Origin of the sequence: Roseateles oligotrophus (assembly GCF_025717515.1) — a bacterium.
Classification (GTDB): Bacteria; Pseudomonadota; Gammaproteobacteria; order Burkholderiales; family Burkholderiaceae_C; genus Paucibacter_A; species Paucibacter_A oligotrophus.
This window is the reverse complement of the sequence record NZ_JAJIRN010000002.1, coordinates 324319-348334: the sequence shown is the minus strand read 5'-3', so window position 1 is coordinate 348334 and position 24016 is coordinate 324319. Positions and strand designations below refer to the sequence as shown.

Genomic DNA, 24016 nt, shown 5'->3' with positions numbered 1-24016 from the left:
GGTGGTCGGGATCAACCGACTTCGCCGGCGATCCAGCCGCGCATGATGTTGGCGACGGCGATCGGGTTTTCGCGTGCCAGCAGGCGCGCACGCTCCAATTTCTCGTTGACCAGCGGGCCGGCCAGGGCGGGCAGTCCGCCGGGGCCGAGCACCACGGGCAATTCGTTTTCGTCGTCAACGACGGCGTTCAGCTGTGAGTTGGCCTCGGGCTCGGTCGGTGGCAGCGCACGGGCGGCGAGAATGGCCGGGCGCACCATGCCGAAGACGGCAATCATGGCGATGGCGACCAGCGCCAAAGGCAGGGCGGCGGCGCGCACCATGTCGAGTACGAAGGGTTGCTTCCACAGCGGCAGTTCAACCGTGCTTTGCTTGTCAACCATGAAGGGCGCGCTGATGATCTTCAGCGAGTCGCCGCGCTCTTGGCTGAAGCCCATGGTTTCTTTGACCAGGGCTGTCAGCTTGTCCAACTCTTCTTGCGAGACCGGCAGCGTCGTCGTTTTGCCCTTGGGGTCGGTCGTCGTGCGGTGATTGACCACCACGGCGGCATTCAAACGCCGCACAGCGCCCGTGGCGTTGCGCGTGACGCGCACGGTCTTGTCCAACTCGAAGTTGGTTACGGCCTCACGTCTCGTGCTGCTGTTCGGGTTGCCGCCGGCGGCTTGCAGCGGGGCGGCTTGGCCATTGATGGGGGCGGTGGCGGGCGTCGGAGGCTGGTTGGAGGCCGCACCAGGCACGCCAGTCGCTTGCGCCGGAGTGCTGTTGATCGCTTCATTGGTCTGCGAACTGCGCACCGAGGCGCTGGCATTCTGACCCTGGTTGGGCTTGAACTCTTCGGCGGTGCTCTCCACCTGTGAAAAGTCGACTTCGGCGGTCACGCTGGCGCGCAGGTTTTCGCGGCCCACTACCGGCTCAAGCAATTCATAGATGCGTTTGTTGAAGTTGGCTTCGATCTGCTGCTTGTACTGAAGTTGCTGGCTGTCCAGGCCGCTGCCGCCGAGGCTGTCGTTGGATGAGTTGGACAGCAGGGCGCCGGTCTGGTCCAGCACGCTGACGGCCTTGGGCGACAACTCAGGCACGCTGGCCGAAACCAGATGAACGATGCCGGCGATCTGGGCGCGGTCCAGCGTGCGGCCGCCGCGCAGCGTCAACATCACCGAGGCACTGGGCTTTTGCTGCTCACGGAAGAAGCCGTTTTGTTGCGGGATCGCGAGGTGGATGCGTGCATCGGCCACATCGGCCAGGGCGGTGATGGTGCGGGTCAATTCGCCTTCCAGGCCGCGCTGGAAGCTCAGACGTTCGTTGAATTGGGTTTGGCCGATCGAGCTTTTGTCCATCAACTCAAAGCCAACCGTGCCGCCTTTGGGCAGACCGGCCGAGGCCAGCTTCATGCGCACGTCATAAACCTGGGCGGCAGGGACCAAGATGGTGCCGCCCGCTTCGTGGCGGTAGGGCACATTCAAGGTGGTCAACTGGTTGATCACCGAGCCACCGTCTTTGTCAGACAGGCCGGTGAAGAGCGGACGGAAGTCACCTTGGTTGCTCCACAAGGTGATTGCCAAGACGGCGCCGGCCAAGATCGCCAGCCCAGCGCCCAGCATGAATTTGCTGCGCACCGGCATGGCTGCCAGGCGACTGCCAAAGCCCGCATCGGCGCTATTTGTTGCGACCGGCAGGGGGGTAATGGCGGGGCTGATTGCGTTATCCATGGGAGAAGGCCGGGTTGGCTGTGAGCTAAATCACGGAAGCACCAATGGATGCACCACAAGCCTTCCGATGCCTTGAATTATTCTGTTTTGGCCCCTCAAGAAAGCTGCGAACAGGCCGAGGAAGGGCCCGCAGTTCCTGTCTTCATAAACGTTGCTCAAGACTTAGGATTCATCCCATCGCGCCCCACTGACGCGGTGATGGAGTAGTGATGGACCTGAAGCTCAAACCGTTTGATTTCGCCCAAGCCGCCGCCCGCGCCGGTTTGGGTGTCAATGGTCAGCCGCTGGGCAAGACCCGAGCGGTTGAGGGCGCCAGCTTTGGCGATGCGATGGCGCAGGCGATGAAGGGTGTCAGCGCCTCGCAGAACGAGGCGACTCGTCTACAGAGAGAAGTGCAGCTCGACAATCCCAATGTCAGCCTTGAAGAAACGATGGTGGCCATGCAAAAAGCCCAGATCGGCTTTCAAGCCACCTTGCAAGTGCGCAACCGCCTGGTGTCGGCCTATTCTGAAATCATGAATATGCAGGTTTGAGCCTTGGCTCAGGCCGCCGGTTTGTTGCGCAGCATGCGGCTCAGGATCTGTGTCTGATCGATATAGCGCTGTAGGAACAGTGTCGCTTCAGCATCAAGCTGCGTAAACGTCCAGCCCAGCTGGGTATTGCCCAGGGCATCGATAGGCCGCGCATTTTTCAGGCGCAAGCCGGTGTTGAAGCGGATATCGCGGGCCAAATTCACTTGCGCCGATGCCAGCTCACAGCCAGGCGGAAACGGCTCAACTTCGGCCGGCAAAAGCAGCGCTACGCCACCCAAGCTCAGATCCAGAATACGTAAACTCAAATGCAAGTCAGGGTGCAAGGGGTGCACCAAGCGCACCTGCGGCGTACGCAAGCTGTTTTGAACACGAAAGGTCTGGCGGCGCTGAAACCTGTACATCACGATGGGGCTGTTGCAGCGCAATGCGGCATTGATCAACACCGGGTCTTCGAGCTCGAACTGCAGGCGAATTTGGTCCAGATAGGCCACCGCAGTGATCTCGTCTGCACTCAACAAGGCCTGCAGTTGTTCGTTGGCGGGGGCGATGTCAAAGCTCAGTGAGGCCCGCTCCGTGTCGATGTCGATCAGGCTGCAGCTCAAGCTGGCGCCGTTAGGGGTGCTCAAGCTGACCCGCGTCTTTTGAGTTTGCAGCGTGCGCAGCAAGCTCAAAATTTCGCTGGGGGCCTGCACGCGAAAGTCGCTGGTTTCGGCCGTCTCTTGCTGAGCTTCGGAGGTTGCTTGGGCTTTGGTAGACATGTGGGCAAGCCAGGCTGCAAGGTTTCAAACTCAAGATGCGGGACCGGCCGTTCGCTGTATGCAGCGCGCGGCCGGTCGGAGTGGGTGCAGGGTTTAGTGCAGTGTTTTGCTCTTGCCCGTCAGGACCTGATCCAAGTCATCCAGCCAAGGCTCGGCCAGATGGCGGATCTCGGCATCATTGACCAAGATGCGTTGCATGATGCGCGTCTTCAGTTTGCTCTCATCGGGAGCCAGTTTCTCGTTGGAGGCGGCGTGCTTCAGCTGCGAGATCAGCAGCACGCAAGCGCCCTCAAGTTTGACGACTTCGTCCCAATTGCCTGTGCGTGCGGCGCACAACATATCGGCGCTGGCTTGTTCGATGGCTTCGTAATAACTCAGGAGATGGGTGTTCATAGCGAGTTCCGCCGGAGACTGAGGGGTGGATGGGCTGATGCTTGGCTGTGGGTTTTTACGTGGCTTCATGCTGCGCGTAGGACCTCGGGTGATTGGGCGATCGCCGTCCAGGCTTCTCGCACGGGCGTCAGAATGCGTTGGCATTCTTCGATGGCGCTGATGTCTCCGTGCAGATTGGCCTTGGTCAGGCGCATGCACAGATAAGCGTAAAGGTCGTTCAGGTCGTTGGCCAAAGGGCCGGCTTGCAAATTCAGGCTGGCCTTCAGGCCTTCATCCAAAATCCGCACGGCGCGGCTCAAGGATCGATTCTTCAGCTCGGTATTGCCGTTTTCGATTCCAGCGCGAGCCTGATTCATGGCGTCGAAGACGCCGTCAAACAACATACCGACCAAACGGTGAGGGCTGGCGCCTTGTACATCGGTCTCCAGGCCCACTTTGCGGTACATCGAGGCGCGCTGTGTTCGCGATGCAAAGGGTGATGAGGCGTTGCCGTACATATGATTCTTTCCGAATGTGCCGTGTTGAATTGTTTTCGACCCTCGGGCGCTTAACTTGAGTGATCCAAGCCTGCAGAAAACCCTGCAGTGCCGGGTACGAGCATGTCGGCGCTTGTGGCGTGAATTAGTTCCGCTGGCAGAAAGCAAAAAGGCGAACTCGATGGAGTTCGCCTTTGATTTCTTGCCTCGATCGGCCGCGCCGACCGAGGAGGATCTCGCTTTATTTGACCAAGTTGTTCAATTGTTGGGTCACATAGGTTGACAGACCGTTGAGCTTGCCCATCTGGACGTCCAAAGCGGTGTAGCGGGCGCGCAATCGCGTCTCGGTAAGACTGACCTTGGTCTCAAGGCGCTCCGCGCTCTTGCCGTCGTTGTCGATCGCTTTTTGCAGGCCGGTCTGTCGATTGGTGATGCGACCGTTGAAACCAAGCGCCTGGTCAGCAAAAGACTGGAGTTGCTTGGCCAAACCGACATTGTTTGAATTGCTGCTGTCTGCGCCCATGAAGAGCGTCTTCAGGCTGGCCAGATCGCCGAGCGCCGTGTCCAACTTGCTGGTGTTGGTTTTGAATACGCCGCCTGAACTGGGGTCCAGGCCGATCTCGGAAAATCTGGAGAATTTTCCTCCCACGGCGGAAGTCCCACCTGCCAGGCCGCGCATTTCAAACTGAATTCCGACCACCGATGAGTCGCCCTGCAGCGTGGCACCTTTTTTGTTGGCGGCGTCATACTTGGTCTGCTCGGCCATCAAGGTCGCCACAGCGTTGTAGGCGGTGGCGAAGTCGGTGACCGCCTTTTTGATCGAATCCTTGTCCGGCCCTATCGTCAGGTTGATCTCGGTCGTGCTGGCCTTGAGCAAATTGATCGTCATGCCGTCGATGGAGTCCTTCAGCGTATTCGATTCAGAATCAACCGGTAGACCATTGAGCAGGACGTCTGCATTAGCTGCCGATTGGTTCCGCGTCATAAAGGACAAAGGCAAGCCGGGGTCGTAGGACAAGGCCGACAAGCCTTGGTCATCGCTTTGGCCGTCGGCGTCTGCGACACCGACGCGAAAGCCATTTGTGGCGCCGGTTTCGCTCGACCGCATTACCAAGCGAGTGCCGCTGTTGTCGGTGACGATGGAGGCTTGTATGACGCCGGCTGCCTTTAAATTGATCTGGTCACGTATTTGTGCGAGCTGGTCGGTGCCCTCGCCGATATCGATGGTGATCGTGCTGCTCCCGGCCTTTTTGGTAAATGAGGGCAGGTCAGGGGCGGTGGCATCGCCCCACTTTCCCAACTCGATGGTGATCGTGCCTTGGCCGATGGACTCGCCGAGCGGCAGCGTCTTGCTGGCGATGGACTGTGCCGATGCCAGCCGGTTGACGGTCACCGCGACATTCCCGGTCGGCGCCGATGCACCCGGGCTGACCGTCACGGCCGTCGCATCGCTCGAACTGCCCATGCTGGCGGCCCAAGTGTCAGGTTTGGTCAATTTCGCGGCGGCGTCCCGCATGGCGGCTAGCGCGCTCTGGATCTTTCCGTAGGCCGAAAGCTGTGTCTTCAGACCGTCGGTATGCGTCTTCAGTTGATTGATGGGGGTTCGTTCAACTGCGACCAGCTTGCCGATCAAAGACTCGATGTCGAGGCCGCTGCCGATGCCGGCTGAGGTGATGCTGGGCATGTGGATGCTCCATGAAACGCCTGGTGAAGGGCGCTCTTAAAATGACCAATGGTCGATAGGCATCTGCACTATCGACCATATTGGTGACTTCTTGAGAGTCAATGAGACCCTGTTACGGGTCTCATCTCGACGCTTAGCCACCTCTGAGCAGGCTCAATACCTGCTGTGGCAATTGGTTGGCCTGAGCCACCATCGCATTGCCCGCCTGTTGCAGGATCTGAGTCCGACTCAGATTCGATGTTTCCGCAGCGTAGTCGGCATCCATGATGCGGCTTCGCGCCGCGCTTTGGTTTTCCACCGAGACCTGCAGGTTTGAAATCACCGCCTCAAATCGGTTCTGAGAGGCGCCCAATGTGGCGCGCTGACTGCTGACGGTATTGAGCGCCACATCAAGGTTTTCGATCACGAGCGCCAAGTCGGCCGTCGTCGAGGCGTTGCTGATGGAAGATCCAGTCACCGTCGTGATGGTGGCGTCGGCCGTGAGGTCTGAGGTGGCCACCGTGATGGTGTCTTCCGCGCCGGTATTGGGTCCGACCTGGAATTCTTGCGGCAGAGTCGCGTCGACACCCAGAATCTTTTTGCCGTTGAACGTTGTACCGGCCAGCACGCGCGTTATTTCCTGGGCCAACTCGCTGTATTCCGCACCGATCGAGTCAAGGTCGGTGGTGGTGTTGGTGGCATTGCGCGATTGCACCGAAAGCTCGCGCATTCGTTGCAAGGTGTCGCCGACCTTGGACAGCGCACCTTCAGCCGTTTGCGCCAGCGAGATGCCGTCGTTCGCGTTGCGAATCGCCACATTCATGCCGCGTACCTGGGCGTTCATGCGTTCCGCAATCGCCAGGCCGGCCGCGTCATCCTTGGCGGAGTTCACGCGCATACCCGACGACAGACGTTGCATGGACACCGCCAGCGAACCCTGCGACATATTGAGATTGCGCTGCGCATTGAGCGAGGCAATATTGGTGTTAATGGTCTGGGGCATTTGAGCACTCCTACAAAATTCGCTAACTTCCGGTCAAGCCGGCGTCCTGTGGTGGCTGCGAACCCAAGGTTCTTCAGTCGCCATCTCCGCCCGGCCATTTCAAGCTTTATGCCATCAAGGGCCGCCGCTTGTTCCGAACGCCGGGTCGGCAATAAATCCAACCCGATGAACGAATTTTCTGAGTGCTTAGTTGTTTCAAAGCTCCGAAAAAGGGGCGAAACATCGCCCATAAAAAAGGCTCCCGGCCCGACGCTGGGTCGGGGCGGGAGCCATTTTTTGAAAAATCAGGTGAAACCTGGCACCGTCTCTCTATCAGCCGCCACGCAGCAGCGACAACACTTGTTGCGGCATCTGGTTGGCTTGCGAAATCATCGCTGAGCCTGCCTGCTGCAAAATCTGCGCACGACTCAAGTTGGCCGTCTCCGACGCATAGTCGGCATCCATGATGCGACTGCGCGCTGAACTCTGATTCTCGACCGAGACCATCAGATTGGAGATCACTGCCTCAAAGCGATTCTGGGCAGCACCCAGTGTGGCTCGGTTGGAGCTGACGGTGTTGATGGCTACGTCGATGTTGTCGATGGTGGTCTTCAAGTCGGCCGCCGTCTTGGTGTTATCGATGGTATCCGTCGTCACTGCGGTGATATCAGCGTCGGTCGTCATATTTACGGTGGTGACCGTGACCGCATCGTTGTTGGTTGTATTGGCGCCGATTTGGAACAATTGAGCACCTGCTTCGGAGCCCAGAACGGCTTTGCCGTTGAAGGTTGTGCCGGCCAGGACGCGCTGGATTTCGGCGCCCAACTCGGTGAACTCCTTGCCGATCGAGTCCAAATCGGTGGTGGTGTTCGTGGCGTTACGGGCTTGCACCCCCAGCTCACGCATGCGCTGCAAGGAGTCCCCCACTTTTGATAAGGCGCCTTCAGCCGTTTGCGACAAGGAGATGCCGTCATTGGCGTTGCGGACTGCAACGTTCATGCCTCTGATTTGCGAACCCATTCGTTCTGCAATCGCCAAGCCGGCCGCATCATCCTTGGATGAATTGACCCGCATGCCCGAAGACAGGCGTTGCATTGAGGTGGCCAAAGAAAGCTGTGTGCCTGCGGTGTTGCGTTGAGCGTTCAGCGAGCCAATATTGGTATTGATGATGGAGGGCATTTTCAATCCTTTCGGTGTCTAAGACTTGCCGGAAACCCGGTCTCACGGTTCGATAACTAGGCTGCTTGAGGAGGCAGCTTTGCCAGCAATGCACACGGATAATTCCGCTGCTTTGCACCGTCCGCCGCCTGTCCTGTTAACCCCCGGAATTGGAGGTCTGTACAGGGCCGGTTAACCGGACCACGTAGTCCATTCACTTCCTCGGACCCGTTGACTTGTTATCGGAGACACCTTGGATTGACTTGAATAGTTTCTTTCAAAAAAACGCCACCCATCGCTGGGATGCTGCTCAAAGGCGGCATTATGGGTGGCGTCAAGGGGCTTGTGCTGGAGGGGTGAGGCTATCCGTTCCTGCTCCGACGGGTGAACTCAGGGCCAGCTGGGCTGGCCCGGGGTCATCGAAGCAAGGAGAGCACGTTCTGTGGCATCTGATTGGCTTGTGCAATCATGGCCGTACCGGCTTGCTGCAGGATCTGCGATCGACTCAGATTGGCCGTCTCGGTTGCGTAGTCTGTGTCCAGAATCCGGCTGCGCGATGCAGTTTGGTTTTCCACCGACACCATCAGGTTCGAGATCACCGCGTCAAAGCGATTTTGCGAGGCACCCAACGAGGCGCGTTCTGAGCTGACCGTACTGATGGCCGTATCAATATTGTCAATGGTGGTTTTCAGGTCGGCCGCCGTTTTTGTGTTGTCGATCACATCGGAGGTCACCGCTGTGATGTCGGCGTTGCCGGCCATGTTCGTGGTCGTCACCGTGACCGAGTCGTTGGTCGTTGTGTTCGCCCCAATTTGGAATAGCTGAGCCCCCGCTCCTGCGCCGATGATTGCTTTGCCGTTGAAGGTGGTGCCGGACGCGACGCGCTGAATTTCCGCGCCAAGTTCGGAGAATTCCTTGCCGATCGAGTCCAAGTCGGTGGTGGTGTTCGTCGCGTTACGGGCCTGTACACCCAATTCACGCATACGCTGCAGCGAATCGCCGATTTTGCCTAAGGCGCCTTCAGCGGTTTGCGACAAAGAGATACCGTCATTGGCGTTTCGAACCGCGACGTTCATGCCGCGTACTTGAGCGGTCATCCGTTCGGCGATCGACAGACCGGCGGCATCGTCTTTGGCGGAGTTGACTCGCAGTCCAGAGGACAAGCGCTGCATGGCGACAGCCAGCGAGTTCTGCGAAGTTGCAACATTGCGTTGCGCGTTCAGTGAGGCAATATTGGAATTGATGATTGCGGGCATGATGTGCTCCTGTTTCAGCTACGAAGATTCCCGGCTAAGCGCCGACGTGATTCGGTCATTCGGGTGAATTTCCGAGATTAGGGTCTTCGGTCTTGCGACCTTGACCCGCCTCGCCCGGCGCCAGGTAACCGTTGCTGCTCCGTGCTCCATCAGATGAAGTACTCAACTTGGCGGCCTACCTACCGGACCACGCATCTGTTTCCAGACCCGTTAAGTTGGTATCGGCCTGCGCAAAGGCGAACTTAAGCGCTTTTGTCAAGAGGCTTGATCTGTTGATAAGCGCCGGGGTTCTGGCCCTGTTCTTGGATTCGCTGCCGCCGACCTGGTTTGGAGGGGGGCGCGAAGCTGCTGGGGCAGGTCGGCGCTGGTTTTGCTCGGGCTTTACGGTTCTTGCGGGATCCTTGAAATCTAGGTGATTCTGAGTAGCTGAAAGAGGGCAAGAGAGAATGAGCTTCTTGTCTTGCGCGCCCTGACTTGTTTTCGGCTGGCTCGGCCAGGTAGAGGTTTTGATAAGCGCCAGCTTCGGCGCGCTTATTCGTCGAATGGCTTTCGTGCTCCACCCTAAAGTCCCCCACATTGCCGTCGAGACGTGCGCGCAGGCGCACCTCTCAATCTGCAAGCTGTTTGGCGCTAACGTGCGACTGCATGGATTGGGACCAAACTGATTTTGATCTTTATTGGAACGCTGGGCTCCGCCTATCCTCTTTGGCAAAACTTGCCGCTTGGATCGGCAGATGGCGCAGGCGATGACTGGACTTAACCTCTCGGAGATTCACATGCATGCAATGACGCAAGCGATGACGAAAGCCCCCCAGCAAGCCATGGCGCTGAAGCCTGAAGCTAGGGAAATCAGCGCCGAGGCCGCTTGGCTGCTGGCGCAGGCACGTAATGCCGCCTACGCCGAGGCTGCCCACGGGCGGGTCGGAGAGGGTTTGATGGTATTGATGGATGCGCTTGAGCAAGAGCCTATGGCTCATGAGTTGCTCAGTGATATGGCTGCCCTGCTGCTGAGTGCCGGCGAACTTAAGCATGCCGAGTCCTATGCTAGGCAGGCTCTGGCGATTTCCGCAGAGCATGGCGCCAGCCTATACACGCTGGCATTCGCTCAAAGCGGCCAGGGCTCGGCCCTGCTGGCCAGGCAAACGCTGCGTCAGCTTTTGCAAGGTGAAGCCCTGTTGAGCTTGATGAGTGAAGCTCCGGATCTGTACCCGGTGGCACAAACCGAGCTGGCCAGGCTCGATAAGTTGTTGGGATGATTGGCCGTGCGCTGACATGGCGCGCTCCGGGGCAGCGCCTGCATTTGCGAGCAGCCCTGTAGGAACTTACCTGACAAGGCTCTGGGAAGAAGCCGGACTCAAGGGCTGGATTTAGGCTGATGTTGCTGCCTTGTTTGAGTCTTCACAATCCGTATCAAGTTGTTACGAATCGTGAAGACAAAAACCGGAGCCTCAAATGAACGCAGACCAAATCCTCGCCGAAATCCGTGAAGCCAATCTGTCCTACCTGATGTTGGCGCAGAACTTGATTCGCGCCGACCGCGAGCAGGCTCTCTATCGTTTGGGAGTGTCCGAGGACACGGCGACGCTGATCGCCACGCTGAGCCCGGCTCAGTTGATGAAGATCGCCTCCGGCAATACCTTGCTGTGCCGCTTCCGCATGGATGACGATCTGGTCTGGGGCTTGCTGACCAGCCATAGCAAGACCGCGTCGAATGACGGTGTCTCACGCTTGCATGCCAGCATTTTGATGGCCGGTCGCCATCAAGAAGCGGCTTGATTTCAATCCCCCAGTCAATTAGAAAACCGAGACTCCATCATGCGCGCAAAAAGCATCCTCACCGAAGCAGTTCAGATCAACCGTGCCGTTACTTTGATCAACCTGGGTGCACGCCTGCAGGTGCTGGAGTCGGAGACAGACATGTCCTACGAGCGTTTGTTGCGCTTGTACAAAGAGGTCTCGGGCAAGAGTCCGTCCAAGGGCCAACTGCCGTTCTCGACCGATTGGTTCATGACTTGGCAGCCGAACATCCATGCTTCGTTGTTCTTGAATGTGCACGAGTATCTGAACAAGGTGTCGGAGCTGGACGAAATCGACGCCGTCATCAAGGCCTACCAGCTCTACCAGGAGCAGACACAGGCCCAAGGCTTGGAGGCGATGCTGTCGGTGACGCGCGCTTGGCGCTTGGTGAAGTTCATTGATAACGGCATGTTGACGATGACCAAGTGCTCGGAATGTGGTGGCCAATTCGTCACTCATCCGCACGAAATCGCTCGCCACTATGTTTGCGGTATGTGCAAGCCACCGGCCCGCGCCGGCAAGGGTCGCTCCCAGGGCTCGATTCAGATGCATTGAGCGAGAGAGGCGGTGATGGTCTGCCCTGCCGCTGCTGCGACGCGAACCTGCCTGGTGGTGATCGCGCGTGATGAGGCCGCCCGCATCGAGCGCTTGCTGAACAGCGTGCGGCCCTGGGTCGATCAGATGCTGGTGCTGGACACCGGTTCGGTCGATGCGACACCGGCCTTGGCTGCGGCATGCGGTGCCCGCGTTGAACGCTTTCATTGGTGCGACGACTTTGCCGCCGCACGCAATGCCGCCGTCGCCGCAGCGGATGCCGATTGGCATCTGCTGCTTGACGCCGATGAATGGTTGATCTCGGGCGGGGAGGTGTTGGCCTCCTTGCGTCAAACGCCGCCCGACTTTGTCGGCACCATCGACTTGCTGGACCAATTCATGGACGGCGAACTCCGCCATGCGCATTCGAGACTGTCGCGCGTGTTGCCCGGAGCGCTGCGCTACCGCGGGCGCATTCATGAGCAGCCGGTCCATGCCTTGCCGATTCGTGCCTTGAACATCAGCGTCGGGCATGACGGCTATTTGCCCGAGTTGCTGCAATCCAAGCGTGGGCGCAATCAGCGACTGTTGATGCAGGAGTTGCAGGCGTATCCCGAGCAAGCCTATCTTTGGTACCAGCTCGGCAAAGACTGTGCCGTCTATGACGAACATGCGCATGCCGAACAATACTTCGAGAAAGCCGCGACGCTGCCGCATCCCGAACAGGGGTGGTGGTTTGATTTGGTTGCGCGCCGACTGTTTGCGCTCAAACAACTGAAGAAACATGAGGTGGGTGTGCAGTTCGCACAAACGCAATTGGAGATTTGCGCAGCGTCGCCGGATTTTTTCTTCGCCTTGGGCGATCTGCTGCTGGACTTTGCCGCCGATACGCCTGAACAAGCGTCGCAACTGCTGCCGATGATTGAGGATGCTTGGCGGCGTTGCCTGGAGTTGGGTGAACGGCCTGATTTGACCGGAGCCGTGGCAGGGCGGGGCAGTCATCTGGCTGCGCACAACTTGGCTTTGGTGCTGGAAGGCACCGGGCGTGAGCAAGAGGCAAGCGATTTGCGCCAGGCCTTTCCAGCTTGACAAGCCACGCAACCGGCGGCAGCCCTGCTGACGCTCATCAAATGGTGCGGATGCGGGTTTCCCGGGCCTGCCGAGTTCTACCGTGGGTTAGGCTCACCGCCGTCATCTTGTTTTGACTTGAGGTTCACACCGATGGGTAAATTCAGTCCGGTCGCTCAGGCACCGCGCTATCTGCGGAGTTTTCAATGCATTGGGGCCGCTTGCATTGAAAACTGCTGTACCGGTTGGCGCGTTTCCATCGATAAGCCGACTTATCAGAAGTACCAATCGATCAAGGGCGAACCGCTGGCGAGCCTGATGCGGCAGCATGTGCAGAAAAATACCGGCTCGATCTCGGTGGGCAAGAGCTACGCGTCAATCGCGTTGAACGGCGAGCAGGCATGCCCCTTTTTGGATGAGGCCAAGCTCTGCCAGATTCATGCCGGTTTGGGTGCCCAGGCTTTGTCCAATACCTGCAGCCAGTACCCTCGCATCTACACCCTGGAGGGAGAGCAAATTGGCGTGGCTGCCAGCCTGAGTTGCCCGGAAGCAGCGCGCTTGGCCTTGGCCTCGGCCGACGCTGTGGAAATGGAAGGCCTCGCCTTGCCATTCGCCAATGCCAGTCTGGTGCCCATCAACCGGCGCCTGGGCCCCGTTGCGGCCGGTGAGCCCGACTTGGTGCGCCGCCATGCTCGTCTCTTGCGTGAGGCCTTGACAGTGGTGATCAAGCATCCCGATCTGAGCGCTGCGCAGGCCTTGGTCGTGAGCGGGCTTTTGTTGCGCCAGGTTGCCAAGGTGGCGGCCGATGTTGCGACTGATGTTGCGGCCCAGTCCGCAAAGCCGGACGCTGCTGCAGCGCTTGCGGATCAGGGTCTGTCCGATGCCTTTGCACAGTATCTGGATCCAGACTTCTTGGCCCATGCCGGTGCTCATGTGCAGGGCCTGAATATTCCCCAGCAGGTGCAGGCCTCGCTGCTGATGGGGGCCACGCAGAAGTTCTTGACTGACCATGGGGGGCGCCCCTCGTTTCGGGCCTTGATCGCTGAAGTGCGGGAGGGCCTGCAAGGCGAGGCGCCCCGGGGTGCTACTCGGTTGAAAGAATTCGACGCAGCGCACCCCTATGCTTTGAAGAACTATTTACTCAATAGTCTGGTCATCACCATGTTCCCACGCAATGACACCGCCGCACTGGAGTCCGACTTCATGGCGCTGGCGGTTCGCTTTGCGCTGATCAAGTTCTATTTGCAGGCTCTCGCAGCGCGCCCTGAGCATCCATTTGGTCTGGACGAGTGCGTCCAAGTGACCTATGTCGTGGCGCGCAATATCGAACACAACCATCGCTTTATGCCGATGGTTCTGCAGTCCTTGAAGGACAACGATGCCTTGCGCATGGAAGTGCTGGCGACGCTGGTTGGCTGACAGCTTTTGCCCTACAAGGACAAGATCCTCCTGGGAGACTCGCCAAAACAGAGTCGCCCGTGTAGGAAGTTACCTGACAGAGCCAAGGGAAGAAAAGGGACTCAAGCGCTGGATTTAGGCTGATGTTGCCGGCTTGTTCAAGTCTTCACAATTCGTATCAAGTTGTTACGAGTTGTGCAGCCAAACAAACTGGAGCCCGAACATGAACGCAGACCAAATCCTCGCCGAAATCCGTGAAGCCAATCTGTCCTACTTGATGTTGGCGCAGAACCTGATTCGCGCCGACCGCGAGCAAGCGCTGTACCGTTTGGGCGTGTCCGAGGACACGGCGACCCTGATCTCGACCCTGAGCCCGGCGCAGTTGATGAAGATTGCCTCCGGCAACACCTTGCTGTGCCGCTTCCGCATGGATGACGACTTGGTCTGGGGTCTGCTGACCAGTCATGGCAAGACCGCAGCCAACGACGGCGTGTCGAGACTTCACGCCAGCATCCTGATGGCCGGCCGTCACCAAGAAGCTGCCTGATCCCTTTCCCCGCACAAGACAAAGAATCGAGACTCCATCATGCGCAACAAAAGCATCCTCACCGAAGCCCTGCAGATCAGCCGTGCCGTTACCCTGATCAATCTGGGTGCGCGCCTGCAAGTGTTGGAGTCGGAGACCGATCTGTCCTATGAGCGCCTGCTGCGCCTGTACAAAGAGGTCTCGGGCAAGAGCCCGTCCAAAGGCCAACTGCCGTTCTCGACCGATTGGTTCATGACATGGCAACCCAATATTCATGCGTCGCTGTTCTTGAATGTGCATGAATATCTGAACAAGGTGTCGGAACTGGATGAAATCGATGCCGTCATCAAGGCCTATCAGCTCTACCAAGAGCAGACACAGGCGCAGGGACTGGAAGCGATGCTGTCGATCACCCGTGCATGGCGCCTGGTGAAATTCATCGATAACGGCATGTTGACGATGACCAAATGCTCGGATTGCGGTGGCCACTTTGTCACCCATCCGCATGAAATTGCCCGCCACTATGTCTGCGGCATGTGCAATCCGCCGGCCCGTGCCGGCAAGGGTCGGGCTCAAGGCTCGATCCAGATGCACTAAAGGACGCCTCGCTTCAACGCCCATCCGTCCGCTCGCGCCGCCGTAAATGCACTTGCTGCGTTGGCCATTGCCCGCTTTATTGAGTTGGGCTGTCGCGTGGGTGGCCTTTACGGGCTTGACGGCGACGGGATTCGCGCTCGGCCCGGCTGTGTTTGCCGCGGCTCTCTTGGGTGGCGGCTTGGCTCTGCTGCATCAGGCACGATGGCGGCGTCTGATCGTTGCCCTTGGTTTCCCTTTGTCGATGCTGGTGGTTCTGCGCGCAGCGGCCTTGCCGGCTTGGGCTTGGCTGTTGCCGTTGGCGTTGTTGGCCCTGGCCTACCCGCGCCGTACTTGGACCGATGCGCCTTGGTTCCCTACACCGCAGGGGGCCCTGTCGGCGCTGCGTGGCTGGGCGCCCTTGCCAAGCGGTGCTCGGCTGCTCGACGCCGGCTGCGGCCTGGGCCATGGTCTGCGGGAGTTGCGCCTGGCCTACCCCGACGCGTGTATAGAGGGTATCGAATGGAGTGGTTTGTTGGCGCGCATGGCGGCTTGGCGCTGCCCTTGGGCAAAGATCCATCGGGGCGATATGTGGACGCAAGACTGGGCGCCGTTTGCGCTCGTCTATGTGTTTCAGCGCCCCGAGACGATGGAAAGGGTTTGGGCCAAGGCCAGCCTTGAGATGGCGGCCGGGGCATGGCTGATCAGCCTTGACTTCGAGATTGCCGGTCAGGTGGCACACACCACGCTGCCTTTGAGTCGAGGACACAGTTTGTGGGTCTATCGTCTACCAGTGTCTGAGCATGCTCGGCATGGGGCAATAGGCTCGATTGAACCGTCAAAACCGGTTTGATGCGCAGACCGCCCGCAAAAACTGTTGCCACACTCAAGGCCTCAACTATCCCGCCGATAAGGGCAGGAAACCCTCAAAAGAAAGCATTATGTTTGTCTTCATCGGTTGGGCCGTCGCGATGGTTTGCATCTTCGGCGTCTACATATTCCACGGCGGCAATATCATGGTGATCTTGCACGCGCTGCCGTTCGAGATGATCACCATTTTTGGTGCCGCCATCGGGGCGTTTCTGGCCAACAATCAGATGAAGGTCGTGAAGGGCACCTTGGCCGGTTTGGGCCGCTGCTTCAAGGGCAGCAAGTTCAGCAAGGCTCGTTATATGGAGCTGCTGGCGCTGATGTACGACATCTTGCAAAAAGCCCGTAAAGAAGGTCTGATGTCAATTGAAAAGGACGTTGAAGATCCGCATAGCTCAGCGCTGTTTCAAAAATATCCGACCGTGGGCAACGACCACCATGTCACCGAATTCATCACCGACTACCTTCGTATGATGGTGTCGGGCAACCTCAATGCACATGAGATTGAATCCTTGATGGACAACGAGATCGACACGCATCATGCCGAAGAGCATGCCGCTGTGGCCGCGATTCAGCGCATTGCCGGCGGTCTGCCGGCATTCGGCATCGTGGCGGCGGTGCTGGGTGTGGTGAATACCATGGGCTCGGTGGGGCAGCCCCCAGCCGTGTTGGGCGGCATGATCGGTTCGGCGCTGGTCGGAACCTTCCTCGGCATTTTGCTGGCCTATGCCTTTGCCGAACCTTTGGCTGGTCTGCTGGAACAAAAAGTCGAAGATGCGGGCAAGGAATTGCAGTGCATCAAGACCACCTTGCTGGCTAGCATGCAGGGCTATGCCCCGCAGGTGGCGATCGAGTTTGGCCGCAAGGTACTCTTCTCCGGCGACCGCCCGACCTTCGGCGAACTGGAAGCCCATGTGAAGGGCAAGAAGTGATGGCCGAGCCTCTGATAGAAGTGACGGCCATGGGGGGCTACAAGTCCGCTGCCGGGCCGCTCCCAAAGCGGACGGCACCCCAGGGCCATGAAATGGACCTGTTCCGGTCCATGGGGGCAGGAACCGTACTTGACGACGGTGGGGCAAACAGAATCAAGTTCGCTGCCGGGCCGCTCCCAAAGCGGACGGCACCCCCTCGGGGGGCAGGAGCCGTAACCGGCGACGTGGGGGCTCCATATGGCCGGTGACGCAAAAAAGCTCCAACCCATCATCATCAAGCGCGTCAAGAAGGGCGGGCACCCGAGTCATGGTGGCGCCTGGAAGATTGCCTACGCCGACTTTGTGACCGCGATGATGGCGTTCTTTCTATTGATGTGGTTGCTCGGTTCTACCACCGAGGGTGACAAAAAAGGTATTGCCGACTTCTTCGGCTCGCCGCTCAAGGTGGCGATGCAGGGCGGCTCCGGCTCGGGCGACTCCTCCCACGTGGTCAAGGGCGGCGGCAAGGACTTGAGTCGCGAAACCGGGCAGGTCAAGTCAGGTGACGTCGATGCGCAAAAGCGCACCTTCAATCTGCGTGCGCTGAAAGAAGAGCAACGAAAAGCCGAGCGTGCTCGGCTTGAGGAATTGAAGGATAAAGTCGAAAAGGTCTTGGCCAATAATCCACAGCTGAGCTCTCTCGGCGGTCAGATCAAACTTGATATGACACTGGAAGGTTTGCGGATTCAGATCGCGGATGAAGAGGGCCGGCCGATGTTCGATAGCGGCAGCGCCGTCGTAAAACCTTATATGAAGCAATTGCTGCGCGAATTGGGCGGCGTGTTGTCTGAAGTGCCCAATCGCTTGACGCTGGAGGGGCATACCGATGCGCAGCCCTTCTCTGCGGGCGACCGGGGCTATAGCAATTGGGAGTTGTCGGCCGACCGGGCCAATGCTTCGCGCCGGGAATTAAGTGCAGGCGGTCTACCGGAAGCGCGTACGCTGAGGGTGCAGGGCTTGGCGGCGAGCAAATTGCTTGACCCCAAACAGCCCGAAAGTCCGATCAATCGACGCATTAGCATTATTGTGATGAACCGCGATGCCGAGGATGCTGTGTTGAAGAATTTGCCTCAAGAAGAATCAACCCCGGCTCCTGCGGAAGCCGGAGTTGAAAATAGTCCCTCAAGTTCCGCCACCAAGCCCCGATAAAACTCTCTAGCCCTGCGAGGAAAGCCATGAGCACAGACATGAAATTTTTGGTTGTTGACGATTTCTCTACGATGCGGCGCATTGTGCGCGGCCTGTTAAAGGAGATTGGCTATAACAACTGCGATGAAGCCGAAGATGGTGTTGAGGCCCTCAGCATGCTCAAGGTGGCCAAGTACGACTTTGTCGTCAGCGACATCAATATGCCTAATATGACCGGCTTCGAATTGCTCAAGGCGATCAAGGAAGATCCCAATTTGAAGCATCTGCCGGTGCTGATGGTGACCGCCGAAGCGCGCAAGGAAGACATTGTGCTGGCGGCGCAGTCGGGCGCGGCGGGCTATATCGTCAAGCCCTTCACCAAGGCGACCCTGGAAGAAAAGGTCCTGAAGATCATGCAAAAACTGGCCGCAGCGGCCTGATTCCGAGGGAGATACAACATGTCTATTGAAGCATTGAGCAAATTGCATACGGGCACCGATCCGCTGTCGGTCTCGCCCGAGGTTTTTCAGCAGATCGGTACTATCACGCGGGTGTTGCACGACACCATGCAGCAACTCGGTGTGATGCCCAAGTTGCAGGTGGCAACCGACGGCTTGCCTGATGCGCGCAGTCGCCTCAGCTACATCGCCACCAAGACGGCGGCGGCGGCCAATAAAGTGTTGAATTCCGTCGATGAGGCCAAGGTCGACCATGCCTACATCACCAACGCGACCAACGAAATTGCAGCGGCCCTGGTGGCCGATCCGGTCAAGGCGGTGGCCAGTGGAGCGGTGCTGAACTTCGTCAAGGAAGTCGAGGCCCGCACGGCGCGCATCGACGGCCATCTGACCGACATCATGATGGCGCAGGACTTTCATGACCTGACCGGCCAGGTGGTTGCCAAGGTGGTGACGCTGGCGAATGATCTGGAAGACAGCTTGGTCAAGTTGCTGGTGTCCATCGTGCCGCCCGAGCAGCGCGAAAAGGTCGATCCCAATATTCTGCAAGGCCCGGTCGTCAACCCAGAAGGTCGTACCGACATCGTGGCCGACCAGGGCGAAGTTGATGATTTGTTGGCGAGTCTGGGCTTTTAAGTTCTCAGACCGCAAGACAAGAACCCGCGACAGGCGGGTTTTTTTACGTCTGCTGTTTTCTTTCGCCGGATGACCTCTGTTTTTACCGAGCTTATCCGCCTTAAGTTTTTGGTCGGCCCGCCAACAATGGCTGCACGAGCTTCGCCCCTGCTCGTTCAACCTGATCCATCATGGCCGACCAAGACGCACAAGACAGAAATTTACCGGCCTCAGCCAAAAAGATCGAGAGATCTCGGGCCGAGGGCCAGCTGCCGCGTTCGCGTGATTTGCCTCATTTCGCAATGATGGTGGCCGGGGCCGCGGTAGTGAGTGTCGGCGGGCCCGTCATTGCCGAGTCATTGCAGGACATGCTCGGTTTTGCGCTGCGCTTTGACGCGCGCATGTTGGCTCAGCCTAACTTTATGGCTGAGCGGCTATGGGACTTGTCGCTGCGGTTTTTGATGGTGATGCTGCCTGTCAGCGGTTTTTTGATGCTGGTGGCGATTGCCAGCAATATCGCCTCGGGTGGTTGGAACTGGACCATGAAGCCGCTGACGCCGAAGTTCTCGAATCTCAACCCACTCACCGGTCTGGGACGGCTCGTGTCCGGCCAGGGCGTTGGCCAGGCGCTGAAGGCGGTTGCCTTGGCCTTGATCTTGGGGGTCATCGGGGCCGTAGTCTTGAAGGACAGGATGACCACCTTCGTCGGCATCATGTCGGTGCCGTTGCCCGCCGCGCTGGTCTATGCCGGTCAGCAGTTGATGGGCGGACTGACCTTGCTCGGCGTGGCGCTGGCCTTGTTTGCGGCCATTGATGTGCCATTGCAGCAGCAGCTTTACAACCGACGCATGCGCATGACGCGTGAAGAGGCCAAGCAGGAAATGAAAGAGGCCGAGGGCAATCAGGAGATCAAGGCCAAGATCCGCGCCAAGATGCGCGAGATTGGCCGTCGGCGCATGCTCGCCGCTGTGCCCACGGCCGACTTGATCGTGATGAATCCAACCCACTATGCGGTGGCCTTGAAATACGACGATGCCAGCATGGCCGCGCCGCGTGTGGTGGCCAAGGGTGCGGACTTGTTGGCGATGAAGATTCGTGACCTGGCGACCGAATGCAAGGTGCCGGTTTTGCAGTCGCCGGTGTTGGCGCGAGCCTTGTATGCCCATGCCGAGATTGACCGCGAAATCCCGGTCGAGTTGTTCTCGGCCGTGGCGCAAGTGCTGGCCTATGTGTATCAGTTGAAGGCTGCCATCAAGAACCGCAGCGCCAAGCCCGCCATGCCCAATCCGCCGGTTCCGCCGGAACTGGATCCGCACAACAAGCCGGTCCCGACGGACAGCGATCTGGAGGATGAAGCCCTATGAATGCCCTGATCGCTCAACTGCAGGCCCTGCTGGGGCCACGTGCCGCCGTGCTGGGTGCCTTGGGTGCTCCGGTGGCGGTCATCATGGTGCTGGCCATGATGGTGTTGCCGCTGCCGCCCTTCATGCTGGACTTGATGTTCACCTTCAATATCGCGATGGCGGTGATGGTGATGATGGTGGCCGCGCACATGATCAAGCCGCTGGACTTTGCGGCCTTCCCGACCGTGCTGCTCTTGACCACCTTGCTGCGCCTGTCGCTGAACGTCGCGTCGACCCGCGTGGTCTTGATGGAAGGCCATACCGGCACGGGGGCGGCCGGCAAGGTGATCGAGGCCTTCGGGCATTTTCTGATCGGCGGCAACTTTGCCGTCGGTCTGATTGTTTTTGCAATTCTGGTGGTGATCAACTTCATCGTGGTGACCAAGGGTGCGGAGCGTATCGCCGAGGTCGGCGCGCGGTTCTCCTTGGACGCGATGCCGGGCAAGCAGATGGCGGTCGATGCCGATCTGAATGCGGGTCTGATCGACGAGAAAGAAGCCAAACGCCGGCGCGCCGAGTTGGGTGACGAGGCCGACTTCTTCGGTTCCATGGACGGTGCCAGCAAGTTTGTGCGCGGCGACGCGGTGGCCGGCATGTTGATCCTGTTCATCAATATCATCGGCGGCTTCATCATCGGCATGGTCCAGCATGGCCTGAGCGCGGGCCAGGCGGCCGATTCCTACATCTTGCTGGCGGTCGGCGATGCGCTGGTCGCGCAGGTGCCTGCCTTGCTGATTTCGGTCGCGGCGGCGATGGTGGTGTCACGCGTTGGTACCGACAAAGACATTGGCAGCCAGATCGGCCGCCAGGTCTTTGGATCGGCCAAGTCTTTGGCCGTCACCTCGGGGGTGATCGGTCTGCTGGGCTTGATTCCCGGCATGCCGCACCTGGTGTTCTTGTTCATCGCCGGGGCCCTGGGCTATCTGGCCTGGTGGCTGCGAGTCAAAGATCAGCAGCAGGAGCGCGAGGCCAAGACCAACCAGGCGATCACGGCTTTGGCGCCGACCGAGCCGAATTCAGAAGCGACCTGGGACGATTTGATCCCGGTCGATACCTTGGGCCTGGAGGTCGGTTACCGGTTGATCAGCCTGGTCGACAAGACCCGCGAGGGCGACCTGCTCAGTCGCATCAAAGGCGTGCGGCGCAAGTTCGCGCAAGAGGTCGGTTTCTTGCCGCCGTCGGTGCATATCCGTGACAACCTGGAGCTGCGGCCCAGCCAGTACCGTTTGTCGCTGCGCGGCGCGGTGGTGGGTGAGGCGGAGGCTTTCCCCGGCATGTGGTTGGCGATCAACCCGGGTCATGCGACCCAAAAGCTGATCGGTACCCAGACCACCGACCCCGCTTTTGGCCTGCCGGCGGTCTGGATCGACGACCGGCAAAAGGAAATGGCGCAAATGGCCGGATTTACCGTGGTTGATTGTTCGACCGTGGTGGCCACACATCTTTCACACTTGATGCAGGTCCACGCAGCCAAGTTGCTGGGCCGAGTAGAGACCCAGGCGCTGGTTGAACATCTGACCAAACAAGCACCTCAACTGATTGAAGACGTGATACCCAAAATGATCGGCATTGCCACCTTGCAAAGAATTCTCCAGCTGCTGCTGGAAGAGGGTGTGCACATCCGTGACATGCGTTCCATCGTTGAGAGCCTGGCCGAAAATTCCACCGTGACCGATCCGGGCGAACTGGCCCGGCGCATCCGCACCCATATCTCACCGGCCATCGTGCAGCAAATCTACGGCCCGGTGAAAGAGCTGGATGTGATCGCTTTGGAGCCGGAGTTGGAGCGTCTGGTGACCCAGGCCTTGAATTCGCCGCATGGCGCCGCGCTGGATCCCGGAGTGGCCGACACGCTGGCCCGCAGTGCGGCCGAGACGGCGCAGGCGCAAGAAGACCGCGGTGTGCCTGCCTGCTTGCTGGTGCCCGACCTGATCCGCGCACCGATGGCCCGCTTGCTCAAACGTGCCGCTCCGCGCCTGAAGGTGCTCGGTCACAGCGAAATTCCTGAAACCCATTCCATCCGTATTGGTTCCATCATTGGAGGCACGGCATGAACGTCAAACGCTTTACCGCTAAAACCTCCCGTGAGGCGATGGCCCTGGTGCGCCGCGCCTTCGGCAATGACGCAGTCGTCTTGTCCAACAAGCCATGTGCCGAGGGTGTCGAGGTGCTGGCGATGGCCCCGGAAGGTATGTCGCAGATCGAACGCGTGGCGGCCACCGCTCCGCGCGTTGCTGCACCAAGCCGCTTGCAAGCTCGCCCGGCCGCCGGCCAAATCGATCCGGCAGCAGCCAATCCACGCAGCTTCGCGGCGCGTACAGGCCAGCGCAATGAGCCGAGCTTTGGCTATGCCGATCCAGCGGACGATGTGGCGGGCGATGTACAAACCTTGGCGATGAGCACCTTGTCGTTCCAAGACTATGTGCGCGAGCGAGTGCTCAAACGCCGCCAAGCCGAGTTGGATGGCGTGCCCGATCCCTTGGCCCCGCAAATGGCCATGGAGCGACATCAAGATGCCGTCGGCGTCAGTTCTTTGAATGCGGCGCGTCAACAGCGCGCCCAGAACGCATTGCAAGCGATGCAGCCACGCCGGGCCGAACCGGTTGCGCAGCCGCCAGCCCCGGCACAGCGTCGTGCACCGCCGGTACTGCGCGACGAGATTCGTGTGCCCGCGATGCAGCGTGAAATGGCCGACCTGTCCGGTCTTGGCAATTCGAACGAGCTGAACGACTTGCCGGGCCGCGGCCGCCGCGATCAGCAAGACATGATGAACGAGTTGCGCTCGATGAAGGGCATGATCGAAGAGCGTTTCGGCGCCCTGGCCTTCATGGAGAAATTGCAGCGCCAGCCGATTCAAGCCCGTCTGACCCAGAAGTTACTCGAGATCGGCTTTTCGCCCGCCTTGGTGCGCAAGCTGGTTGAAGGCTGCCCGGCCGAGTTCAAGGGTGGCCCCGGCGAGGCCGCCGACGAAACCACTTGGGCCGCCAATGTGCTGTCGCGCAATCTGCTGACCGACGAACACAGCCCGGCGCTGGAAGAGCAGGGCGGCGTGTTCGCGCTGATCGGCTCCACCGGTGTCGGCAAGACCACCACCACCGCCAAATTGGCCGCAGCCTTTGCTACCCGCCATGGTGCCGCACATCTGGGCCTGATCACGCTGGATGCCTACCGGGTCGGCGCGCACGAGCAGCTGCGCGCTTATGGTCGCATCCTCGGCGTGCCGGTGCATACCGCGCATGACAAGGCCTCGCTGGAAGACCTGCTCGAGTTGCTGTCGAGCAAGAAGATGGTCTTGATCGACACCGCCGGCATGGCTCAGCGCGATAGCCGGACCAACGAGTTGCTGGACATGCTGGCCCACCGCAGCGTGCGCAAGATTCTGGTCATCAATGCCGCTCAGCAGGGCGAGACGATTGAGGATGTGGTCAGCGCCTGGCGTGCCAGCGATTGCCACGGTGTGGTGCTGTCCAAGATCGACGAGGCCGTCAAGCTGGCCCCGGCGCTGGACACCTTGATTCGCCACAAGCTGAAGGTGCTGGGCGTCACCAACGGTCAGCGGGTGCCGGAAGACTGGCACCGTCTGTCCAGCCAGGCCTTGGTACAACGCGCGCTGCGTGCGGCCGCGGCCGGCGCCTGGCGCATGGACAGCGCCGATGTGAATTTGATCTTTGCCGGGGGGCCCGCGCTTGGCCTCAAGCATCCCGCAGCCATGGGTGCTTTTTAGTCCCCACTTCAAAAGAGATACAGGAC

Annotated in this window: 24 protein-coding genes; 16 read left to right on the top strand and 8 right to left on the bottom strand. The window is 59.3% G+C overall.

Features of this window, described 5'->3' with window-relative positions:
• Positions 1 to 11: 11 nt before the first annotated feature.
• Positions 12 to 1706, bottom strand: coding sequence for a flagellar basal-body MS-ring/collar protein FliF (gene fliF, locus LNV07_RS04810; protein ID WP_263570040.1), 1695 nt, complete (start codon positions 1704 to 1706; stop codon positions 12 to 14).
• 209 nt (positions 1707 to 1915) lie between these two features.
• On the opposite strand from fliF, the gene fliE reads away from it, so the two are divergent.
• On the top strand, positions 1916 to 2239 hold the full coding sequence (fliE, locus tag LNV07_RS04805; protein WP_263557446.1) for a flagellar hook-basal body complex protein FliE: 324 nt from the start codon (positions 1916 to 1918) through the stop codon (positions 2237 to 2239).
• A gap of 8 nt (positions 2240 to 2247) precedes the next feature.
• Here fliE and LNV07_RS04800 read toward each other — a convergent pair whose 3' ends face one another.
• The 7 genes from LNV07_RS04800 to LNV07_RS04770 form a co-directional block, all read right to left on the bottom strand.
• Positions 2248 to 2997, bottom strand: coding sequence for a flagellar brake protein (locus tag LNV07_RS04800; protein WP_263570039.1), 750 nt, complete (start codon positions 2995 to 2997; stop codon positions 2248 to 2250).
• Positions 2998 to 3090: 93 nt separating this feature from the next.
• The gene (locus LNV07_RS04795; protein ID WP_263570038.1) at positions 3091 to 3390 is read right to left on the bottom strand and encodes a flagellar protein FliT; all 300 of its coding nucleotides are present in this window, start codon (positions 3388 to 3390) and stop codon (positions 3091 to 3093) included.
• Positions 3391 to 3455: 65 nt separating this feature from the next.
• Entirely contained in the window at positions 3456 to 3836 is a 381-nt protein-coding gene (fliS, locus tag LNV07_RS04790; RefSeq protein WP_263570037.1) for a flagellar export chaperone FliS, read from the bottom strand.
• A gap of 271 nt (positions 3837 to 4107) precedes the next feature.
• The gene (gene fliD / locus LNV07_RS04785) at positions 4108 to 5550 is read right to left on the bottom strand and encodes a flagellar filament capping protein FliD (RefSeq protein WP_263570036.1); all 1443 of its coding nucleotides are present in this window, start codon (positions 5548 to 5550) and stop codon (positions 4108 to 4110) included.
• A 133-nt stretch (positions 5551 to 5683) separates the two neighbouring features.
• Positions 5684 to 6532 carry a flagellin N-terminal helical domain-containing protein gene (locus LNV07_RS04780; protein WP_263570035.1) on the bottom strand — a complete coding sequence of 283 codons (849 nt, stop codon included), beginning with the start codon at positions 6530 to 6532 and terminating at the stop codon, positions 5684 to 5686.
• A 312-nt stretch (positions 6533 to 6844) separates the two neighbouring features.
• Positions 6845 to 7690: a flagellin N-terminal helical domain-containing protein gene (locus LNV07_RS04775; RefSeq protein WP_263570034.1), complete on the bottom strand. Its 846-nt coding sequence runs from the start codon at positions 7688 to 7690 to the stop codon at positions 6845 to 6847.
• Positions 7691 to 8085: 395 nt separating this feature from the next.
• Positions 8086 to 8925, bottom strand: coding sequence for a flagellin N-terminal helical domain-containing protein (locus LNV07_RS04770; RefSeq protein WP_263570033.1), 840 nt, complete (start codon positions 8923 to 8925; stop codon positions 8086 to 8088).
• A 797-nt stretch (positions 8926 to 9722) separates the two neighbouring features.
• On the opposite strand from LNV07_RS04770, the gene LNV07_RS04765 reads away from it, so the two are divergent.
• The 15 genes from LNV07_RS04765 (at position 9723) to flhF (ending at position 23990) form a co-directional block, all read left to right on the top strand.
• Entirely contained in the window at positions 9723 to 10181 is a 459-nt protein-coding gene (locus tag LNV07_RS04765) for a hypothetical protein (RefSeq protein ID WP_263570032.1), read from the top strand.
• A 196-nt stretch (positions 10182 to 10377) separates the two neighbouring features.
• Positions 10378 to 10701, top strand: coding sequence for a flagellar transcriptional regulator FlhD (gene flhD, locus LNV07_RS04760; RefSeq protein WP_263570031.1), 324 nt, complete (start codon positions 10378 to 10380; stop codon positions 10699 to 10701).
• 39 nt (positions 10702 to 10740) lie between these two features.
• A complete protein-coding gene (gene flhC / locus LNV07_RS04755) occupies positions 10741 to 11277 on the top strand; it encodes a flagellar transcriptional regulator FlhC (RefSeq protein ID WP_263570030.1) in 537 nt (178 codons plus the stop codon).
• Between the two features lie 15 nt (positions 11278 to 11292).
• Complete coding sequence (locus tag LNV07_RS04750) at positions 11293 to 12345, top strand: glycosyltransferase (RefSeq protein WP_263570029.1); 1053 nt, start codon at positions 11293 to 11295, stop codon at positions 12343 to 12345.
• A gap of 132 nt (positions 12346 to 12477) precedes the next feature.
• Positions 12478 to 13743: a flagellin lysine-N-methylase gene (gene fliB, locus LNV07_RS04745; RefSeq protein ID WP_263570028.1), complete on the top strand. Its 1266-nt coding sequence runs from the start codon at positions 12478 to 12480 to the stop codon at positions 13741 to 13743.
• A 202-nt stretch (positions 13744 to 13945) separates the two neighbouring features.
• The gene (flhD, locus tag LNV07_RS04740) at positions 13946 to 14269 is read left to right on the top strand and encodes a flagellar transcriptional regulator FlhD (protein WP_263570027.1); all 324 of its coding nucleotides are present in this window, start codon (positions 13946 to 13948) and stop codon (positions 14267 to 14269) included.
• A 39-nt stretch (positions 14270 to 14308) separates the two neighbouring features.
• Positions 14309 to 14845, top strand: coding sequence for a flagellar transcriptional regulator FlhC (flhC, locus tag LNV07_RS04735; RefSeq protein ID WP_263533479.1), 537 nt, complete (start codon positions 14309 to 14311; stop codon positions 14843 to 14845).
• A 148-nt stretch (positions 14846 to 14993) separates the two neighbouring features.
• Positions 14994 to 15674, top strand: a complete 681-nt coding sequence (locus LNV07_RS04730; RefSeq protein WP_263570026.1) for a class I SAM-dependent methyltransferase — start codon at positions 14994 to 14996, stop codon at positions 15672 to 15674.
• A gap of 88 nt (positions 15675 to 15762) precedes the next feature.
• Entirely contained in the window at positions 15763 to 16623 is an 861-nt protein-coding gene (gene motA, locus LNV07_RS04725) for a flagellar motor stator protein MotA (protein WP_263570025.1), read from the top strand.
• Positions 16624 to 16860: 237 nt separating this feature from the next.
• On the top strand, positions 16861 to 17811 hold the full coding sequence (motB, locus tag LNV07_RS04720) for a flagellar motor protein MotB (RefSeq protein ID WP_263570024.1): 951 nt from the start codon (positions 16861 to 16863) through the stop codon (positions 17809 to 17811).
• Positions 17812 to 17837: 26 nt separating this feature from the next.
• Positions 17838 to 18230, top strand: coding sequence for a chemotaxis response regulator CheY (gene cheY, locus LNV07_RS04715; protein WP_263570023.1), 393 nt, complete (start codon positions 17838 to 17840; stop codon positions 18228 to 18230).
• Between the two features lie 18 nt (positions 18231 to 18248).
• Positions 18249 to 18884 carry a protein phosphatase CheZ gene (locus LNV07_RS04710; protein WP_263570022.1) on the top strand — a complete coding sequence of 212 codons (636 nt, stop codon included), beginning with the start codon at positions 18249 to 18251 and terminating at the stop codon, positions 18882 to 18884.
• A gap of 170 nt (positions 18885 to 19054) precedes the next feature.
• Positions 19055 to 20227, top strand: coding sequence for a flagellar biosynthesis protein FlhB (gene flhB / locus LNV07_RS04705; RefSeq protein ID WP_263570021.1), 1173 nt, complete (start codon positions 19055 to 19057; stop codon positions 20225 to 20227).
• The gene (gene flhA / locus LNV07_RS04700; RefSeq protein WP_263570020.1) at positions 20224 to 22320 is read left to right on the top strand and encodes a flagellar biosynthesis protein FlhA; all 2097 of its coding nucleotides are present in this window, start codon (positions 20224 to 20226) and stop codon (positions 22318 to 22320) included. The genes flhB and flhA overlap by 4 nt, the downstream gene beginning before the upstream one ends.
• Positions 22317 to 23990: a flagellar biosynthesis protein FlhF gene (gene flhF, locus LNV07_RS04695; RefSeq protein ID WP_263570019.1), complete on the top strand. Its 1674-nt coding sequence runs from the start codon at positions 22317 to 22319 to the stop codon at positions 23988 to 23990. The genes flhA and flhF overlap by 4 nt, the downstream gene beginning before the upstream one ends.
• The last annotated feature ends 26 nt before the right edge of the window (positions 23991 to 24016 follow it).

What these genes read in the sequence shown, in the direction of transcription:
- motB (WP_263570024.1), top strand. Translation starts at nt 16,861, where the DNA reads ATGGCCGGTGACGCAAAAAAGCTCCAACCCATCATCATCAAGCGCGTC.
- flhF (WP_263570019.1), top strand. Translation starts at nt 22,317, where the DNA reads ATGAACGTCAAACGCTTTACCGCTAAAACCTCCCGTGAGGCGATGGCC.
- fliS (WP_263570037.1), bottom strand. Translation starts at nt 3,836, where the DNA reads ATGTACCGCAAAGTGGGCCTGGAGACCGATGTACAAGGCGCCAGCCCT.
- fliD (WP_263570036.1), bottom strand. Translation starts at nt 5,550, where the DNA reads ATGCCCAGCATCACCTCAGCCGGCATCGGCAGCGGCCTCGACATCGAG.
- flhB (WP_263570021.1), top strand. Translation starts at nt 19,055, where the DNA reads ATGGCCGACCAAGACGCACAAGACAGAAATTTACCGGCCTCAGCCAAA.
- motA (WP_263570025.1), top strand. Translation starts at nt 15,763, where the DNA reads ATGTTTGTCTTCATCGGTTGGGCCGTCGCGATGGTTTGCATCTTCGGC.
- LNV07_RS04800 (WP_263570039.1), bottom strand. Translation starts at nt 2,997, where the DNA reads ATGTCTACCAAAGCCCAAGCAACCTCCGAAGCTCAGCAAGAGACGGCC.
- fliB (WP_263570028.1), top strand. Translation starts at nt 12,478, where the DNA reads ATGGGTAAATTCAGTCCGGTCGCTCAGGCACCGCGCTATCTGCGGAGT.
- LNV07_RS04775 (WP_263570034.1), bottom strand. Translation starts at nt 7,690, where the DNA reads ATGCCCTCCATCATCAATACCAATATTGGCTCGCTGAACGCTCAACGC.
- fliF (WP_263570040.1), bottom strand. Translation starts at nt 1,706, where the DNA reads ATGGATAACGCAATCAGCCCCGCCATTACCCCCCTGCCGGTCGCAACA.
- flhD (WP_263570027.1), top strand. Translation starts at nt 13,946, where the DNA reads ATGAACGCAGACCAAATCCTCGCCGAAATCCGTGAAGCCAATCTGTCC.
- flhD (WP_263570031.1), top strand. Translation starts at nt 10,378, where the DNA reads ATGAACGCAGACCAAATCCTCGCCGAAATCCGTGAAGCCAATCTGTCC.
- cheY (WP_263570023.1), top strand. Translation starts at nt 17,838, where the DNA reads ATGAGCACAGACATGAAATTTTTGGTTGTTGACGATTTCTCTACGATG.
- flhA (WP_263570020.1), top strand. Translation starts at nt 20,224, where the DNA reads ATGAATGCCCTGATCGCTCAACTGCAGGCCCTGCTGGGGCCACGTGCC.
- flhC (WP_263533479.1), top strand. Translation starts at nt 14,309, where the DNA reads ATGCGCAACAAAAGCATCCTCACCGAAGCCCTGCAGATCAGCCGTGCC.
- LNV07_RS04765 (WP_263570032.1), top strand. Translation starts at nt 9,723, where the DNA reads ATGACGAAAGCCCCCCAGCAAGCCATGGCGCTGAAGCCTGAAGCTAGG.
- flhC (WP_263570030.1), top strand. Translation starts at nt 10,741, where the DNA reads ATGCGCGCAAAAAGCATCCTCACCGAAGCAGTTCAGATCAACCGTGCC.
- LNV07_RS04780 (WP_263570035.1), bottom strand. Translation starts at nt 6,532, where the DNA reads ATGCCCCAGACCATTAACACCAATATTGCCTCGCTCAATGCGCAGCGC.
- LNV07_RS04770 (WP_263570033.1), bottom strand. Translation starts at nt 8,925, where the DNA reads ATGCCCGCAATCATCAATTCCAATATTGCCTCACTGAACGCGCAACGC.
- LNV07_RS04795 (WP_263570038.1), bottom strand. Translation starts at nt 3,390, where the DNA reads ATGAACACCCATCTCCTGAGTTATTACGAAGCCATCGAACAAGCCAGC.
- LNV07_RS04750 (WP_263570029.1), top strand. Translation starts at nt 11,293, where the DNA reads ATGGTCTGCCCTGCCGCTGCTGCGACGCGAACCTGCCTGGTGGTGATC.
- fliE (WP_263557446.1), top strand. Translation starts at nt 1,916, where the DNA reads ATGGACCTGAAGCTCAAACCGTTTGATTTCGCCCAAGCCGCCGCCCGC.
- LNV07_RS04710 (WP_263570022.1), top strand. Translation starts at nt 18,249, where the DNA reads ATGTCTATTGAAGCATTGAGCAAATTGCATACGGGCACCGATCCGCTG.